At 55.2% G+C, this 18250-nt stretch carries 14 protein-coding genes; 6 read left to right on the forward strand and 8 right to left on the reverse strand.

From position 1 onward, the window contains the following. The 3 genes from VEZ52_RS12090 to VEZ52_RS12100 form a co-directional block, all read right to left on the reverse strand. Positions 1 to 929: SEL1-like repeat protein (locus VEZ52_RS12090; protein ID WP_324837037.1), on the reverse strand; the 929-nt coding region annotated here is incomplete at its 3' end. 3 nt (positions 930 to 932) lie between these two features. Beyond that, positions 933 to 2660: an LIC12162 family transferase gene (locus VEZ52_RS12095; protein WP_324837038.1), complete on the reverse strand. Its 1728-nt coding sequence runs from the start codon at positions 2658 to 2660 to the stop codon at positions 933 to 935. A 2-nt stretch (positions 2661 to 2662) separates the two neighbouring features. Further along, positions 2663 to 3724, reverse strand: a complete 1062-nt coding sequence (locus tag VEZ52_RS12100; protein ID WP_324837039.1) for an N-acetylneuraminate synthase family protein — start codon at positions 3722 to 3724, stop codon at positions 2663 to 2665. A gap of 199 nt (positions 3725 to 3923) precedes the next feature. Between VEZ52_RS12100 and rdgB the strand changes: the two genes are divergently transcribed. The 4 genes from rdgB (at position 3924) to VEZ52_RS12120 (ending at position 10303) form a co-directional block, all read left to right on the forward strand. Then, positions 3924 to 4553 (forward strand): RdgB/HAM1 family non-canonical purine NTP pyrophosphatase, encoded by a 630-nt coding sequence (gene rdgB / locus VEZ52_RS12105; protein ID WP_324837040.1) that lies wholly within the window; start codon positions 3924 to 3926, stop codon positions 4551 to 4553. 604 nt (positions 4554 to 5157) lie between these two features. After that, positions 5158 to 8259, forward strand: a complete 3102-nt coding sequence (gene fliD / locus VEZ52_RS12110; RefSeq protein ID WP_324837041.1) for a flagellar filament capping protein FliD — start codon at positions 5158 to 5160, stop codon at positions 8257 to 8259. A gap of 54 nt (positions 8260 to 8313) precedes the next feature. After that, positions 8314 to 8961, forward strand: coding sequence for a flagellar export chaperone FliS (fliS, locus tag VEZ52_RS12115; RefSeq protein ID WP_324837042.1), 648 nt, complete (start codon positions 8314 to 8316; stop codon positions 8959 to 8961). Between the two features lie 325 nt (positions 8962 to 9286). Beyond that, positions 9287 to 10303: a GGDEF domain-containing protein gene (locus VEZ52_RS12120; RefSeq protein WP_324837043.1), complete on the forward strand. Its 1017-nt coding sequence runs from the start codon at positions 9287 to 9289 to the stop codon at positions 10301 to 10303. Between the two features lie 126 nt (positions 10304 to 10429). Here the strand turns inward: VEZ52_RS12120 and VEZ52_RS12125 are convergent, their stop codons facing one another. The 3 genes from VEZ52_RS12125 to VEZ52_RS12135 form a co-directional block, all read right to left on the reverse strand. Next, a complete protein-coding gene (locus VEZ52_RS12125; protein WP_324837044.1) occupies positions 10430 to 10963 on the reverse strand; it encodes a phosphatase PAP2 family protein in 534 nt (177 codons plus the stop codon). A 23-nt stretch (positions 10964 to 10986) separates the two neighbouring features. Beyond that, positions 10987 to 11766, reverse strand: coding sequence for an alpha/beta hydrolase (locus tag VEZ52_RS12130; protein WP_324837045.1), 780 nt, complete (start codon positions 11764 to 11766; stop codon positions 10987 to 10989). Positions 11767 to 11974: 208 nt separating this feature from the next. Then, positions 11975 to 13516, reverse strand: coding sequence for a bacteriohemerythrin (locus VEZ52_RS12135; protein WP_324837046.1), 1542 nt, complete (start codon positions 13514 to 13516; stop codon positions 11975 to 11977). Positions 13517 to 13556: 40 nt separating this feature from the next. Here VEZ52_RS12135 and VEZ52_RS12140 point away from each other — a divergent pair, with 40 nt between their 5' ends. Further along, a complete protein-coding gene (locus tag VEZ52_RS12140) occupies positions 13557 to 13724 on the forward strand; it encodes a hypothetical protein (RefSeq protein WP_324837047.1) in 168 nt (55 codons plus the stop codon). 608 nt (positions 13725 to 14332) lie between these two features. On the opposite strand, the gene VEZ52_RS12145 is transcribed toward VEZ52_RS12140, so the two are convergent. Further along, the gene (locus VEZ52_RS12145; protein ID WP_324837048.1) at positions 14333 to 16207 is read right to left on the reverse strand and encodes an ATP-binding cassette domain-containing protein; all 1875 of its coding nucleotides are present in this window, start codon (positions 16205 to 16207) and stop codon (positions 14333 to 14335) included. Positions 16208 to 16491: 284 nt separating this feature from the next. On the opposite strand from VEZ52_RS12145, the gene VEZ52_RS12150 reads away from it, so the two are divergent. Beyond that, positions 16492 to 17259 carry a dienelactone hydrolase family protein gene (locus tag VEZ52_RS12150; RefSeq protein ID WP_324837049.1) on the forward strand — a complete coding sequence of 256 codons (768 nt, stop codon included), beginning with the start codon at positions 16492 to 16494 and terminating at the stop codon, positions 17257 to 17259. Between the two features lie 279 nt (positions 17260 to 17538). Here VEZ52_RS12150 and VEZ52_RS12155 read toward each other — a convergent pair whose 3' ends face one another. Next, positions 17539 to 18096 (reverse strand): class I SAM-dependent methyltransferase, encoded by a 558-nt coding sequence (locus VEZ52_RS12155; RefSeq protein WP_324837050.1) that lies wholly within the window; start codon positions 18094 to 18096, stop codon positions 17539 to 17541. Positions 18097 to 18250: the final 154 nt, after the last annotated feature.

Here is an 18250-nt window from a genome sequence, read left to right on the forward strand (position 1 = left end):
TTGGCGGCAAGCTGATACCAGCGGCTGGCTTCGGTCAGGTTGCGGGGAACGCCCGTACCCTGTTCGTACATGAGGCCAAGGCTGTACTGGGCGGCAGCTTCGTTCTGCTCCGCAGCCTTGCGGTACCAGTCCACAGCCTGGGTATAATCCTGCGCCGCGCCGCGCCCCTGCTCATACATATAGCCGAGGTTGTACTGCGCTTCCGCATAGCCCTGCTCCGCCGCGCGGGTATACCACTGCACGGCCTTGGCGGGATCCTGGGCATAGCCGCGCCCTTCGGCGTACATGTAGGCCAGATTGTTCTGGGCCTTGGCGTGATCCTGCTCCGCGGCCTTTTCAAACCAGTGGGCCGCCTTGGTGTCGCTCTGGTTTTCGCCCTTGCCGTTCATATACGTCCAGCCAAGGGAATACTGGGCCGAAGCCAGCCCCTGATTGGCGGCACGGGTGTACCAGTCAATGGCGGCGGCTTCATCCTTGGGCACGCCCTTGCCATAGGCATAAAGGTAGCCAAGATTGTACTGGGCCATGGCAAGGCCCTGATCGGCGGCCTTGCGGAACCAGCGGGCGGCCTCGTGGTAATTGCGGGGAACGCCATCCCCGGTAACCAGGGACGTGGCCCACGAATTCATGGCGCTGACATCGCCCTTCTCCGCCGCCAGACGGAAAAATTCCGCAGCGCGCGTATTGTTTTTCTTCACGCCCTTGCCTTCAAGGATCAGGCGGCCCATAACGTAGAGGGCTTCGGCATTGCCGCTGTCCACCAGCGGCTTGAGCACGCGCACGGCCTGATCGTAATCGGCCTTGTCCAGCGCGGCCTGAGCTTCGCGCAGGGTCGAGGCGTCATCAGCCAGAGCAGTGCCGCCCATGAGCAGAACAGAACAGAATACTGCGGCCACCAACAGCGACAACGAAAAAACACGAACTTGCATGTGTTACAGACTCTTCAGCATTTTCAGCCAGTAAGGGTTAGGACCGCCCGGAACGGTCAGGGCCTGCTGCGCGCAGTACGCCTTGCGTGCCTGCTGCACCTTATCGCTCATCCACCATGCCAGCGGATCACTCCAGACCTCGGCGGCCTTGGCGGCGGCCTTCTGGGGTGTTTCGTGCCATATACCGGCTTCGGCCAGCATGTCCAGCAGGGCCGTGGCATCGCTTGTCAGCGCCCAGGCCTCGCGCCGCCAGAACAGCACCATGGGGATATTGGCAACCAGCGATTCCAGCAATGTTGTGCCGTTGTGGTCCAGCACCAGCAAACGGCAGGCATAGAGATGGTTTGACAACATGCCCGTGGCCATTCGCACTGCGGGGAAACGCTCCAGCACCCAATCCGCATCGCGCAGGGAGCCGGGAACCGGGAAATAGGGGCGGTACAGCGAACAGGCCTGCACATCGCGCCCCAGAGCTTCAAAAAATCGACTTTTGTCCTTGCGGTATTCCACTATCTGCAAGGGCGACGGATGCGCGTCAAGCCGATAGGGAAAGGCGGGCATTTCAGTGCCTACATACAGCAGGTTTTCGCCCTTCTGCCCCTGCCAGCGCCCTTCAAGGCCATCAAGCTGCGGATACGGCAGGGGAATAAAGTTGCCCGCACTGCCCTGATGCTGCTTCCAGCCCCAGGTGCCAAAGGCATGCTGGCTGTATTCCACCATCTCCACATCCGACACGCAACGCACCTGCCCGTAGTCGCTGCCGTGCTGCACATACATGAGGCGGTTGCCGCGCCCCCGCCACTTGGCGAGTGTTTGGCGGTAATCCGCATCTTCATAGGACAGCACGCTGGCAACACGCAGGCGCGGCCCCAGCGGATCAGGCGTAAGACGGGCCGGATGCTTGTGGCTTGCCAGCAATTGCGGCAAAGAAGTCATGAAAAGCGTCACCAGCGTACCGGCGAAATTTTCTGGCAGATCCACCGCAATACCGGTGGCGGTGCTGCTGTACTCCGCCTGCGGGCGCGACTTGTCCGGCCCATGGCTGCGGTGCAGCAAGGCCAGCGAAAACCGCAAGGTCTGGGCAATGCTCATGCCCTTGAGCCGGGGGCAAGGCAGGCGCAGCATCAGCTTGCGCAGCACCTCACGCACCTGCTCCTTACCGGAGAGTTTTTCCGGCTCGCCATACTTTTTTTGCACCGCAGGCAGATATTCCATGCTCCAAGCAGCGGGAAAAACCTCTTCCAGCAGGCGCGAGAACAGCCAATGGTTGTAGGTGTGCCCCAGCGCCCCGTGCATCACAAAATCCGGTCCGGTGGCAAAGCTGAACGAACAGTCCCTCGGCAGCAGCGGCACATGCAGCGGCTCCTGCCCCCAGGCCTGCACCATGGCCTTGACCCGCCACCAGCGCTCCACAACCTGCTTGGAAACATTCATTGCCCACGGCGTGAGCAGCGTCTCCCAATAGGCAGGCGGCAAATTGCGGGCATGCGGGCACATACGCTCGGCAACATGAGGCAGCATGTCGGCGCAGAGAGCCTTTACCTCCTGACAGGCCCGCTCCTGCAAGGGAATCTCGACCAGCGGCTCAGGAGCAAAGGTGAATTTTTTATCCCAGTCGGGAAAAAATTCTTCCTGCTCGGCAAAACACCAAGGCCCGGCCGCGCGAAAAACCGCAGGGTCGGCCTTGTGGGGCATGCGCCCAAGAACAAGGGTTATGCGCCCGTTGCTCATAATCAGGCCCTGTCAAGATCGGCCCAGGAAAGCACGGTATCTTCCGGCAGATCGCGGCGGGCGCGCATACCGAGCACCTCGTCGTAATTACGGGGGGAGATGCCGTGCGCGGGGCGCTTCCAGGTAAGATCGGCAGCGGTCAGGGGCTGACCGGCAGGCAAGGCCCGCGCCGTCACCAGGGAGCGGCGGGCATGCTGACGGGCGGGTTCTTCTTCCGGCAGGGCGCGCAGCTCCATGCCGCCCACGCTGGTCAGCGTGGCGTTGAGGCGCTTGTAAAAATGCTTGAGGTCTTCCTTGTCCATGGCATGATAGTGGTCATTGCCGGGCAAGGTTTTGTCGTGCGAAAAGTGCTTTTCGAGAATGCGCGCGCCCAGCAAGGTGGCGGTTTCAAGAATATGCATGTCGTTGGGCAGGGTGTGGTCGGAATAGCCGATGACATGCTGGGGGAAATGCCGCTTGAGCGCGGGAATCATGCCCAGAGCCGCGTTTTCATCCGCAGTGGGGTAGTTGAGCACGCAGTGCAGCAGGGCCAGCTTGTTGCCCTTTTCTTCAATCCATTCCACGGCTTCTGCAATTTCGTGCAGATGCGCCGCGCCGGTGGAGAGGATAATGGGCTTTTTGAAACCGCAGAGAATGCGGATAAAGGGCTTGTTGGTGATGTCGGACGAGGAAATCTTGAACACGTCCATGAGGTCGTTGAGAAAATGCGCCGACTCCACATCAAAAGGCGTGGACATGAAGGCAATGCCCGCAGCGTCGCAATATTTTTTGAGGGCTTCAAATTCGTTCTTCCAGAAAGAATCGTGCTTTTTGAAGAGCTCGTACTGGCTGGAAGTGGGTTCCTTGGAGGTATCCCAGTAGGCAGGGGAATCCTTGGAGGCCAGGGTTCCTGCCTTGTAGGTCTGGAACTTGATGGCATTGGCCCCGCCCTCGGCGGCCTCGTCAACCAGACGGCGGGCAATGTCCATGCTGCCCTCGTGGTTCACGCCAGCCTCGGCAATAACATAGGGAACGGGGATGTGGGTTTCCTGAGTGGGGACGTCGAATATTTCCATGAGTTTCATGCTCATTTCCTCTCTGATGAATGATGGGTGGAAACTATACTCCCGCAAGATGTAAAAGAAAAGCACACGCTGTGGGTCATTCGCATAACAATCTATAATAACTATATATTTAAACTATTCAAGTGTTTTGCCAAACGCTCTTTACCTGCGACCCGCCTGCGGATATGTTCTTTGCCCAAACCCATATAAGGATGCAGACATGGCGCACAGCAAGACACTTCGTATCGTTCTGGCCACGCAAAATGCGGGCAAGGTTCGCGAACTGGCCGACCCGCTGACCGAATTCGGCGTGGAAGTTCTGGGGCTTTCGTCCTTTCCTGAAATTGGCGACATCGAAGAAACCGGCACCACATTTGAAGAAAACGCTCTCATCAAAGCCAGGGCCGTGGCTGCCCTGACCGGCCTTGTGAGCGTTGCCGATGATTCCGGCCTGGAAGTGGATGCCCTGGACGGCGCACCGGGCGTGTACTCTGCCCGCTATTCGGATGACTGGGAGAGCCTGCCCGGCGAAAGCCGCGATGCACGCAACATCCGCAAGCTGCTGCACGCAATGGCCGCAGTGCCCGCTGAAAAACGCGGCTGCCGCTTTGTCAGCTGTATGGCCGCCGCCAAGCCCAATGGCAATGAAATGGTGGTGCGCGGCACATGGGAAGGCACCCTGCTGGAAAGCCCGCACGGGGACAACGGTTTTGGCTACGACCCTATTTTTTTTGATCCGTCGGCGGATAAATCCGGCGCAGAGCTGACGCGGGACGAAAAAAACGCCCGCAGCCACCGGGGCAATGCCCTGCGCGCCCTGCTGACCCGCTGGGCCGAATTTATGCACTAAGGCGCAGCACGCCCCAATGGTGCGGACGGGACAAACGGGCCGCAAATATCACATGGCTACAAAGCTAAAAATCAGGAGCAGGCGGGGCAACCCGCCGCTTCTCTTTTACTCCGGCCCTGCAAGACAGCGTGCTGCGCCCGCATATCCGCAAAATGCCCCATGGATCCGGGGAAACAGACCGTCATTTTTATGCCAGCCAGGGTAACCGCCAACCGGATATGCTCAATTTCCACACGCCGCCAGTCTCTAAACTTTTTCCCCTTTGCTCCGTTAAAATAACTGAGGTGCAAGACCCTCGGCAATTTTGCGTGGAGGCAAAAACTGCCTTTTCGGCAGCCCGGAGCGCTCTGTTCGCTCCGCGAGCGTAAGCGGGAAAATACGGACATGTCGGGCACTCGCGCTATCCGCTGATTTTTTTCAGCATTTCTGGCATTGCGCACACTCGCTCCACCGTAACCACCAATTTGCACGTATCTTGCAAAATTTTGAGTGTCCGTCATGTCTCCGGCATGTATTGCCGCCTTTTGCAGACATGACGGATGGCGGTTCCCCAGGTTTGCGCATGCCCGCACCGGGAACGGCACATCTTTCTTGTGAGGCACCTATGGCTACTACCATATCCGGTTCCAACGCCATATCCAACCTCAGCGGTTCGGATACTGACTTTGACACGGTTCTCGCGAACCTTAAAAAGGTTGAGTCCACGCAACTCAATCAGCTTACCGCGTGGAAAAGCGACTGGAAACTGCGCTATGATGCCTTTGACAAAGTTATCGGGCAGGTCAGCACCGCCAGCAATGTGCTTGCAACTCTTGCCAACAAGAACAGCTTTGTTACCAAGAACGTAACCAGCAGCAACAGCAATGTCATTTCTGCTGTTGCCAGCGCCGCAGCGGACGATGTCCAGCATACCATCAATGTCAGTCAGGTGGCGAGCAACGCCATCTGGGCAAACACCGGACATATTTTTAGCAGCAAGACGGACATCGTCAATACATCCAGTACATCGCAGACATTTTCATACCGCTATGCCGGCAAGGAATACAGCATGGCCGTTCCGGCCAATACCACGCTCGATTCCTTTGTGAGCATGGTCAACAATTCTTCCGACAACCCCGGCATCAAGGTCAGCATTGTTCAGGCCAGTTCCGGCTATGTTTTTCAGGTTGCCGGCAAGAGCACAGGCGCGGCCAACGATCTGGTCATTCACAGTTCCGGCCTTGTGGGCATGAGCGCATCTGGCGCATCCTCCACATGGTCGACCAACAGTGTGCTGGATGTGAGCAGCACGCTCACCAATCCAACAAAATTTGCCTACGACCTCATCATGGAGGACGGCAACACATTTTCGGTCAATATCAACGGCGACAAGACCAAGCAGGATCTTGTAACCGCCATCAATGCGCAGGTGGGGCGCAGCATTGCCAGCATTGACGGCTCCGGCAATTTGCAGCTTGCAGACGTCAAGGCCATGTACCGGCGCGACACCAGCACGCAGACAACGTTCAGCACCCCGGTCACAAAATTTTCCATGGGCGCAGCGCCCACAACAACCAAGCTTACGGGTGCCCTGACTGTTGATCTGAACATCCATGACGGCGTGACCACGGGCACACGCACCCTGACCATTGCCGCCGGCACCACCATGAAGGATGCCGCATTGCAGATTGCCCAGGCTTCCGGCGCCAGCACGGCTGAAATGACATACAACAGCACCACGGGCGGCTGGGAGTTGAACCTCTCCAACGTGAACGGTGCAACCCTCAGCTTTGCTGACAGCGCCAGCGATTCTGGCAAGCTGACCTCAACCGTCATTGCGGATCAAACCAAGCTTGGCATCAAGGTGATAGGCGATTCCGGCTCGCAGAGTTTTACCGCCAGCACCGCCATTACCTTTGACAGCGCAAAGCTCTCGCAAAAGCTTGGCGGCACAAGCGCTGACGGCACAAAAAACTTTACCTATACCTTTGTTGACGACAATGGCGGCACGCAAACCCTGACCATTGCGCAGGATAAGACCTATCAGGATCTGCTGACCAAGCTTCAGACTTTAAGCGGCAGTACATTAAGTGGAGATGGCAAAACCGTAACGTTTGCGAATACGGAAAAAGTCTACCTGAGTGCAGGCGGCACGGGTGGCGGCATGGACGGGATCACCGTCAAGACAGACTCCACGGCCACAGTTACCAACATGGCCGCAGGCACCACGCTGGAGACGCCCCCGCCCCTAGTCTATACCTATACCGAGAATAACAGCTCCACGCCCAAGACATTTTCAGTTCCTGGCGGCTCCAAGATGGCGGACGTGATCGCCGCCATCAAACTCAAAGGGCTGTCTGGCTCCCTGGTAAGCGCGGACGGAGCCACAACCATTGACCTGCAAACAGGCACCCTGCCCACAACCGGCAGTTATTTCCTCAAGCTCAACAATATTGATTCGCTCAGCGGGCCGGGCATTACCGGCCAGGTGACCTCGTCCTCCAACTGGAATATCCGTGGCGCGGCCAATGCCAAATTTACGGTGGACAACTGGCCCCTGACCATGGAATCCGACACCAACAGCGTGAGCAACGTGATCGAGGGCGTGGTCTTTACCATCCAGGACAAAGGCAGCGCAGCCATTACGGTCAATACAGACATCACCTCGGTGGAAAAATCCATTCAGACGTTTCTTGATTCCGTGAACTCTATCTTGATGACCATCAATGATAGCACTAAATTTGACCCGAACAAGGACGTCACCACCAACGATCCCAAAAATGCGAGCAGCAAAAACTACAGCCCCTCGCAACTGACCGCAGAAAAAGGCGGCCTGTTGCAGGGCAACTATGGCATACAGCTGTTCAAATCTCGCTTCACTTCGTTGGTCAACAGCGCGCCCCCTGGTTTTGCCAGCCGGACGTCTGCCTCTGATGTGCTGTCGGGCGATGTGCTTGCCAACCTCGCCAACATGGGCATCAAGGTTGAAACCGACCAGTCGAGTTCCAACTACGGGCTTTTGGTAATTGCGCCTGCGTCCGGCATTGCCGAGCTGCAGAAAATGGACAAGAGCAATTATGAGAAAATGATCAACAGCAACCTTTCGGATGTTGTGGATTTTTTCTGTTCCAGCGGCACCGGCACGACTACCAGCTCTGATTTTCGCTATGGCAGCCACATTGCGGGTATCACCAAGGGTGGTTCCTATGATGTGAACTACTCGGTTGATGCTGGCGGCAATATTACCAATGTCACGGTTGGCGGCGTGGCCGCAACGCGCGACACAAGCAAGCCGGGCTATTACTACAGCGTTGCCTCCGGTGATGCGCGAGGCCTCTCGCTCCAGATAGACAACCTTACCCCCGGCAACCACACGGGGCAGGTACGCATCAAGGAAGGGCTGATTCAGACGGTCAGCACCTTCCTCAAGGGTGAATTGACCTATACGGCTGTCAACGTCTCGGGCACTGGCACCGCAGAGCAGACGTCCGCAGCCATTGCGCTTAAATCGAAGAATGGCGCCTTGATGGTTCTGAAAAACAACTATCAGAGCATCATGGAAAATATCGACAAAAAGATTACTCAGGAACAAAATCGGCTCGACCAGTGGGAAGCCCGGCAAAAAAAATATTTTGCCAATCTTGAAACCCTGCTCAAACAATACAATACCCAGAAAGACCAACTCACGTCACAGATCAAACAGCTTTCTGGTTCGAGCAGTTCCTAGCCAGCATGAAACAGCAATAAGGCCAGCCAAAGAACACCGCCATAAGGACACACTATGAACAAAGCGGCGCAAGCATATTTTCAGACCAAGGTCGGCACCACGGATCAGGGGCAACTTTTGCTCATGCTCTATGACGGCGCGCTCACATTCATACAGCAGGCACGCACAAAAATGATGGCCAATGACTACGCGGGAAAGGGCATCCTTATCTCCAAGGTCATCGACATAATCAATGAGCTTTCCGCTTCTTTGAACATGGACAAGGGCGGCAGCCTAGCTGTGAACCTGAACAACCTGTACCTGCTCTGCACGGCCCGATTGCTGCGCGCCAACCTGAAAATGGATATGGATTCACTCAACAGTGTGGAATCCATCCTTTCAGGCCTGCGTGGCGCCTATGCCCAGATTATTGAAACCCCCGAGGCCCGTCAGGCGAGCACCGATATTGCCACCCGCCTGCAACCCATGGGGACAATGACCAGATCACCGCAGCCTATCATACCGTCAACAGTCACTGCAGTGCCGCGCTCCCATGCGCAAGCGGCCTATGGCCGTAGTGCCATGCGCCCTGCGGCTCCTGCTGCAGAGGCACCCAGCCAGATGGCCGACGCCCAGCGCGCGCATGTGCAGTCTTTTGACCAGGCCGCCCCGCAAGCTGCGGCACCGCAGCCGCGCCTGCCCGGTGCTTACGGCAAACCCTAGATAACGCAGCCTTGCCTTGACCAGGGAGGCGGATAGCAGCATTACGCAAAAAGCGGCGGCATCTTGGTGTCGCCGCTTTTTGCGCCGAGATGCGGTCAGCCGAAAACACCACCGATACAGCGGGCATAAGACGGCAAGGCTGTTTTGGAAAATTGATTATTATCCTCTTTGACAGGCTTATCCAGAGAAGCTAGTCTTCACAAAATTTTAAAAAAGCATCCGCTCAAATTTTATCCATATTTTACTGCACTGCGAAACAAGCGCCATGGTGAAATCCAAAGAGTCTTCTGTTCACTGCAAAAACACATATCTCAAACTATTTGAAATGTTTGATAAAGCAGGCGTTCCACCGGAAACGCGCTGGCGCTCCCTGCTGCTTTTTTTCAGGGAAATGAAGGACTATCATTTTCTTGACGAAGAACAAAAGATTGCCATTCTCGCACAGATGGAAGAGCTGTTGAAAAACAGGCACTACTCTGATGAACAGCTTGTTTCGACGATCCGCAAATGCAGCGAAATATTCAGCAAGCCAATTGTGACTCAGCTCGACAGCATGGTTCACGAAACGTCCTCCATCATAGACCAGTTTTTCAGCAAGTTGTCTTCGCGCTACGGTGATATTGCCCACCTTGAAAAAGAAAGTCTTTCCATTGTGGCAGAGAACGGCGATGGCACCGTCATGCTTGAAAAGCTGCAATCAGCCTTTCGCCGGGTCAAGGTGCTTTTTGAGGAAGACATCTGCAACCTTGAAAATCTCGCCTTTATTGACCCCCTGACTCAGGTTGCCAACCGCCTGAGCCTTGATCTTTTTATAAAAAACTCCACAGCCCGATGGCACGAAGAAGGGCAACCCTTTGCCCTGGCCCTTTTTGATATCGACCACTTCAAAACCTTTAACGACACCTATGGTCACCTTATCGGCGATCAGGTGCTTAAGGTTGTTGGCTCGCACCTCCGCAGGGCGCGCGAAGAAATTGATACAGAGACGGATGCCCTTGCAGCGCGCTTTGGCGGCGATGAATTTGCCCTTGTTGCCTCCGGGGCCAGCGCGCACCTGCTGCCCGAAATCATCAGCCGCTTTTGCAAGGCCATCAAAAATTTCAACCTGCTCATCCGCGATACGGAAGGCAATGTTGAAAAAAACAACCTGCACATTACAGTCAGCGCCGGCATTGCAGTGCTGGATGCCAAAACGCCGCAAATTCAAACGGCAGAGCAGCTTTTTGACCGGGCAGACAAATCCCTGTACCACGCCAAGCACAATGCCCGTTCGCGCGCGGTGGTGTTAAAAGCCAACGATCAATACCTGATTCTGGACGAAGAAAATCACAAGGCTGTTTAGCGACGGAGCAATGGCCCGCAGCTTGCGCACCATAAAAAAGGCGGGAAAACCCGCCTTTTTTATGGTGCTGGAACAATCAGCAGCATGCCCCGCAGAAAAGCCCTACCCTCTTGCGCCACTGATTTTTTACTGCCCAGCCCTGGCTTTGTGAAAGCAAAGCTTTACCGCCACGGCGGCAAGGCAAGCTGTCAAAAATGCCCCCGCCATATCCAGCGGATAATGCACGCCCACAAAAATTCTGGCCCAGGCAGTAGCGAACCCCAGCAGCATGACAAACAGTGCAATGCCACGCGAGCCAGTTTGCAGGAGCAGGGCAAACGCCATCGAAAACAAAAAGGTGACGTGTAAACTGGGAAAAGACGATGTGGGTTCGTGGGCAATCAGCATTCGCCCAAGCCCCAGCACAAAAGGCCGGGGATTATAATGAAACATTCGGATCAGGCAGGCTGAACCCATGGACACCGCCACGGTCAAAACCACGCGTAAAGCCAGAGCAATGGCAAAACTGCGAGGCTTTTGCCGCACTACAGCCAGCAGGGTCAACACCACAGCGATACCTATGGGGCACTCTGCCAGCACGCCCCCTGCCCATACGGCTAAGGGAGAGGCCGCATCGCTGGCGTTAAGCGCAAGAAAAAGCTGGTGATTCAATGGAATCATGCTCTATACCGGGATGCGATGCATCAGAAAAAATCCGCATTATGCGCGCTGAAGCGTGTTGTCAAAAAATCTTTGAATATGTTCACGGCTGAGGCCGCTGTACTGCTCCAGGCAAAATCCTGAAAAACAAAATGCCCGCAATACGGCAGAATGAGTAGGGAGGCATCCGGAATCAACATTTTCATATCCACAAGCTGCCCTGGTAAAACGATATCCCGGTCGCCGCCCACAATGAGCGTTGGCGTTTGAAGGGCTTGCAGACGCTCAGGCTTTATAATGTCCATGCACTCCCACAGCTCTTTTGTCTTGTTGATGAAACTCTCGAACTTGGGGGCCGGATTTAGTTCCTCATACTGTTGCGCAACTTCCGGCATATGCTCCCGAACAAAATCAGCAGACAGATTACCAACAGTTTCCAGCCACCCATCCGACATACCTTCAATAAGATAATTGCCGGATATGGCAATGAGGCTCTTTACCTTGCCCGGCAGGCGGCTTGCCATATGCAAGCCGAGGTTCGCCCCATCGCTGTAACCAACGATGTGAAAAGGCGGCAGATCAAGCGCCTGCGTGAAAGAAACCAACTCCTCCGCCATCAGGGCATACTCAAAAGGCGCATCCGTATCTGCTGTTCTGCCGTGCCCGCGACGGTCAACAGCGATAACGCGGAAATCCTTTGCCAGTTCTGCCAGCAGGGTTTCGTAATTTTCGCAGGTATCCAGCCCGCCGTGCAAAAAGAGAAGAGGTTCCCCCTGCCCTTTTGTTGTATAAAACCAGTTGATTTCGCCAGTTGATATCTGCATTGCTTACACTCCGATGTCTGATTTCTTTGTTACATTACCTTTTTACGCTGACTTATCAACTTTAGAGTGTTGCCGTTACTGCCCAAAACTGAAAAAAAAAATTCGCGAATACTCACACAACGCGCCCAGTACCTGTAAACAAAAAAAGCCGGGGCAGACAATACTCCGGCTCTTTTTGCACATATCAGAGATTGCTTTCAGGCTACTGTCACTGCACGCCCTTGCCATTCAGAAATGGGCCATAGCGTTTATCCGTCCCCATAATATGGCCCACGAGCCACTCTTTTAAAAAACGCATGATTTCCATGGTGACCTTGGCTCGACCACTTTTGAGTTCCTGCTCAAAGGCCAGAACTTTTTCTACCAGATCACGGTGCGCTTTTTTGTGAGCAGGCGCGTCTGCGTAACCATAGCGGTCAAAAAATTCTTCTTCCGTGGCAAAATGCTTTACTGTGTATTGCTTCAGCCTGTCCAGCACGCCTGCGAGCACCTCTTCTGACCGGCGTTGCCGCATGGCGGAATTCAACTCATTGATAAGGGCCACAAGAGCCTTGTGCTGTTCGTCGATCTTTGCAACACCCACAGAAAGATCGTTTGTCCAGCATATAAGCTGGTCGGAATCTACAACGCCGCCAAGATTTCCCTGTCCCATGGCGCTGACGATGGCGTCCAGCTCTTCTGCCTGACCGGATATTTCCACAAGCACGCGAATGGAATTATTGACGTGTTCCGCCGTTTCCTTTGCGATTGTGTTGACTTCAGCCGCACCTCTGCGAACATCTTCACTCGCTGCGGTCTGCGCCTGGCTGGACGTTGCGATGGCAGAAACTTCGTTGGCGGCCTGCTGCACAAATCCCGCAATCCGGTCCACATCTTCGGCGGCCTGTTCTGCGGCGCTGGCGCTTGTAACAATATCTTGCGCGGCGGCATCCACAGCCTGAACGTTTTCGCGGGCTTTGGCCTGAATATTTCTCAGTGACTCGCCGACCTCGCTGGTGGCCTTCATTGTCTTTTCCGCGAGCTTTCTCACTTCGTCGGCGACAACGGCGAATCCGCGGCCGGCTTCGCCTGCCCTGGCGGCCTCAATGGCGGCGTTCAGCGCCAACAGGTTTGTCTGATCTGCGATGTCGGAAATAACCCCAAGTACAGTTCCAATGCCCTCGGCCTGTTGCCCAAGATTGGTCATGGTTTCCTTGAGCAGCAGAATACGCTCTTTAACCTGATCAATGGAAAGAACAGCCGAACGCACACCCTGCGCGCCCGACACAGCCCCCTGCTGCGCCAAAGCAGCGTCATCCGCAGCTTTGACGGTATTGAGCGCTATACTCTGAATGGCGGAATTAATCTGTTCTATGGCTTGCGAGGCATCCTGCATTTTTTCCCGCTGGAGCACCACATCGCGGTCCACATTCTCCATGTTTTGGCCAAGTTCGCGGATACCGGAAAAGATACTCGAGGATGCAGTAGCCGCTTTTTGCGAAGCGGTACGCATGTCATTGAGCAGTTGCCGTACCTGTTCTTCCGCAGCGCGGCTTTCCTGCAATGCAAGCTCACTGTCTGCCGCGAGCCGATGCGCTTCGTCGCCTTTCTGCCGGGCATCCTTGAGCGCCTGATCCAGCGAGGCCACCATGGTGCAAATACTGTCGCGCAGGTCGGCGTATTCCGAAGGCATGGAAGAAAGGGGGCATGCTGCTGCACGGCCATCGGCAATATCCCGTGCATAATCACGTATGCTGCGTAAAGGAAGCATCAGCTGCCTATAGACCGTCCATATTAAAAAAAGACCAGCCGTGGCCGCCAATAAAAACAATGCACCGTGTATTGCAAACGATGCATTAGAAATAACGCCGTATGTGAAAGATGCAGCGCCACCGCACATCAGCACGACAGCAGAAGAAAACAACCGGAATGAGAGGCTTGTTCCTGATGCAATAGCCATGACAGATCCCCTGATGTAGTCGATTGTCGATTTTCAGGAAGCAAAAACTGTTCTGACAAAAATACTGGCTAGACAACTCAACGGGAACATTAATAACTTTTGTATATAATTATAAAAATTTAAATGCAACTGTCACTAAAGAAATACGGTAGCTGCCTATCTTTTAAATCAATATCAAAGTGTATACCCATTCTTGAGTAGTCTGCTTAATAAAATAAAAATAAATCACGAGAAATTCACCGCAACATGCATTGACCTCAGCATCAACCTTGTTTGAGACATAACGGATGCATTAAATTTTTTATTAGTTGAAAAAATAATTTTTTTGGAATTAAGCAAAATGATCATTGTTATACTGAACAAAACAAAGAGTATAAAAACTACCCATTACAGCAACAAATAAAAGCAAGCGCACTTCAATGTCAGACGTGCTCAGCAATAATCTTGTGTGATATAAAGTCGCAGATAACCGGGTGGAAGTGTTCACATGGCGAAAGCATGCTTGTGGAGGTTACACCCCGGAAAGAGTGCAAGCAGATGAGGGCGTGGCCGTTTAGCTCAAAAAAAGTATTAGGCCGCATGCACGGCGTGACACCATACATGCGGCTGACGCTGGCGGGAGTAGCCCTACCCGGCCAGTTCGCCCAGCTCTTGCAGGCGCTGCTCCGCAAATTCCCAGCGCTGCAGCAGCTCGATTTGCTCTGTTTCCAGCGCCACCAGGCGATCTGTGGTTTTGGCAAAAGCATCCGGATCGCGGGCGAACAGTTCCGGATCGGCAAGGGTTGCCTCCAGAGTTTTCTGCTCCTGCTCCAGAACATCCATTCGCTCCGGCAAGGCTTCCAGCTCCTTGCCGAGTTGTTCAAATTCCCGCTGTTCCTTAAAGCTGCGCCTGCGGGGCTTATCCGAGGCAGAGCGCGGATTTGCGCGGGCGCTTTTTTCTTCCGGCTTGCGCTCCTGTGCGGGGGTCGAGCGCTGGCGCAGCCAGTCGGTATACGCGCCAACATACTCGTGCGCCATTCCGTCGCCCTCCAGCGCGATGACGCTGGTGACAAGATTATCCAAAAAACTACGGTCATGGCTGACCACAAGCACTGTGCCGGAATAATCCGCAATCAGCTCTTCCAGCAGATCAAGGGTTTCCGCATCCAGATCGTTGGTAGGTTCGTCCAGCACCAGCACATTGGATGGCCGGGTAAAGAGCTTTGCCAGCAGCAGGCGGTTGCGCTCGCCGCCGGAGAGCACCTTAACCGGCAGGCGCAGGCGGTCGGGCGTGAAGAGAAAGTCCTGGAGATATCCGGCCACATGGCGCGTACTGCCGCCCACCGTGACCACGTCGTTGCCCTCGGCAACGCTGTGCATGACGCTGGCTTCCGGATCGAGCGTTTCGCGCAGCTGGTCGAAATAGCTGATTTCCAGATTGGTGCCGAGCCGCACCTCGCCTTCAGTGGGCTGCTGCTCACCCAACAACACGCGGATAAGCGATGTTTTGCCCGTGCCGTTTTCGCCGATCAGGCCCACGCGGTCGCCACGCTGAATGATTGTGGAAAAATTGCGGATAAGCGGCGGCTGACCAGGGTAGCCGACTGAAATATTCTCGGCCTCAATAACCAGCTTGCCCGAACGCCCGGCCTCCTGAGCGGCCATACGGACATTGCCCTGCCTGTCGCGTCGCTCGGCGCGCTCGGCCCGCAGAGCCACAAGCGCTCGCACACGGCCCATGTTGCGCGTGCGGCGGGCTTTGATGCCCTGCCGAATCCACACTTCCTCTTGCGCAAGTTTTTTGTCTTGCAAGGCAAAGGCGCGCTCCTCGGCGGCAAGGCGTTCTTCGCGCCGCTCGGGGTAACGGTCGAATCCGCAGGAATAGTTGTGCAACTTGCCCCGGTCGATCTCCACAACACGCGTGGCAAGGCGCTTGGCAAAGGCCCGGTCATGACTGACAAAAATCAGGGTGCGGGCCTTGCGCAGCAAAAAATCTTCCAGCCAGGTGATGGTGGCTATATCCAGATGGTTGGTGGGTTCGTCCAGAATGAGGTCTTCAGAGCAGATCAGCGCCCGCGCCAGAGCCACGCGGCGCTTGGTGCCGCCGGAGAGGGAGGTAAAATCCGCATCGGGATCCAGCCCCAGATGATTGATGACGGCGAGCACATCGCCGTAGCGCTCCCAGCCGCTGGTCAGCTCAAGGCTGTGCTCGGCCCCGGCATGGGCGGCGGCAAGGGCCGTGCCCTCCTCGCCCAGAACCTCCGCCACCAGAGAAAAAACCGTGCCGCGCCAGCGTTCAGGCACATCCTGCGGCATCTGGCCTATGAGCGTGCCGGGGCGGATAATCATGCCGGAATTGGGCTGCATCTGCCCGCCGAGCAGCGCCAGCAGCGATGACTTGCCCGCGCCGTTGCGGCCCACGAGGCAAAGCCTGTCGCCCACTTCAACCGAAAAATCCGCCGAGTCCAGTAGCGGCTTGCCGCCGAGGTTCAGGGTAACACCCTGCATGCTCAAAAATGCCAAAATATTCTCCAACGCTGTGATATGATTCTGTATGGGGCGGTAGCTGCTCTGGGTTGCAACTGCCTGCGGATGCGTGCCTTGCGCGATCCGCAAACCGGGCGGCCAGCGCTGTGCGCAAAAACGCGCTGCATCTGCGCCCCGCAGAGGCGTATCATTACCCCAGCGGCGAAACTGACGCAACGGGCCGCTGATATGCCTGAGCGCCGGGAGATCTTGTATTGCCCGCATAAAGCGAGTACCCGGAGACATTGCCGAAATTTCACTCAGTACCCACGGGCGGGAATATGCGGAGCGCGAAAATCTTTTGCTGGTGTTTTTTGCTTGTGTTTTTGGGCGGGTTTGGCCGCGCCTTTGCGGGTGACATTCAGGTTCACGAAGCCACGCAAACGACATCCCAAGGCCCGGTTGTGGTCAAATCCTTTCTTGCTTCCGGGCAAGGGCCGCACCCGGCTATCATTGTGTTGCACGGCAGCCAGGGACTGGATAAATTTCGGGCTTTTTATGAACGCAATGCCACGCAGCTCGCCCACGCGGGCTTTGATGCCTATGTGCTGAATTATTATAATGAAGAGGATGTCGCGTGTTCCAAAACAGTGGAAACCCGGCGTGCAAATTTTTCCAGACGCATAGGCGCGTGGTCGCAGATGATCAGTGATGTTGTGACAGACGTGCTGGCGCAGGGGCACAAAGCGCGCCCCATTGGCATTGTGGGCTTCTCCCAGGGCGGATACCTGGGAACATCCGTAGCCAGCAAGGATACAAGAATCGCGGCGCTGGTTGTGTATTACGGCGGTATTCCCGCCCAGCGCAGGGCTGACGGCAAGCACCCCATTACCCACATGCCGCCCCTTCTGGAGCTTCACGGCGATGCGGATACAGTTGTGCCCATGGAAAGAGGCAAGGAACTAGTAGAGTTGACCCGCAGCCTTGGGCAAACCGCTGAAATGGTGATCTATCCCGGCGCGGGGCACGGCTTTAACCGCTCTGCCGCCACAGACGCGGAACAGCGGACGCTGGAATTTTTTCAGAGGGTGCTGATGGGCAAGAGGTAGGAGGAAGTCCAATACTTGGTGCCCCGTGTGGGGACAAATAACTACCAGAAGGCATTTTCACCTGAAAAGCTCGCCGCCAGATGTTAACCCCTTGACGGCGATTATTGAATCTGCGGTTCCGTCGGAATCTGTTCGGAGACATGAAGCCGAGGCCAACAGGGTGCTCTAGGCATTTGGGCACATAGGGAAGGGCGATACGGCAGTCGCCCCTTGCTTTTTTATGCAACAGGCCACAATGAGCATGACGTGGAAACTGGCAAAATGATTCGTATTGGCGAATTAGGGCTTCTTTGCCGTGCCGTAGCGAAAAACACCACGCTCCATAATAGTGAGATCAGAAAAGCTGCATTCTTTCAAAATCTCGTCTGTACGGCGGTTAAGGTTGCATCCATCGGCAATGAGTGTCCACGAGCTGTTGGCAAAGTCAGCAAATGATCCGGCCCACGATCCTTTGGGCCGCACATGTTCTATAAAAATGAACAGGCCGCCCGGCTTGAGCACCCGCTGTATTTCGCTCATGCCTTTTTCAATATCCGCAGTGCAAAAAAGCAGCGTGGCGACCACGGTGTCAAACTGCCCTCCTGCAAAAGGCATGTTCTCAACACTGCCACGATAAAACGTAAAATTTTTCCGGACCCGACTTTCAAGTTCGGGGGCACACTGGCGATCCAACCCGGTCAGGCTTCGTATTTTTGCAGGATTATAATATCGGAGGTTGGCTCCAGTCCCTATACCTGCTTCAAGCACATCGCCATATGCGCGGGGGATTATTGCTGAACGCATATCCCGCAGGACCCAGGCTTCTAAGGGCATCATGGCGATATCGTATATGTTCATGCCCGAGTCCATTTGTTGTACGAGTGAGGGTGGGATTCAACTACACCTATAACTATCCGATATGTTTTAAAATAAAAATGAAATGATAAATTTGTGTCCGGTTTCATATCCATTATTCGTAGCGCTCGCACGAATAGGTATGCCCCTGCCGGAC

It is taken from the genome of Desulfovibrio sp., assembly GCF_035644575.1.
Lineage (GTDB): Bacteria > Desulfobacterota > Desulfovibrionia > Desulfovibrionales > Desulfovibrionaceae > Desulfovibrio.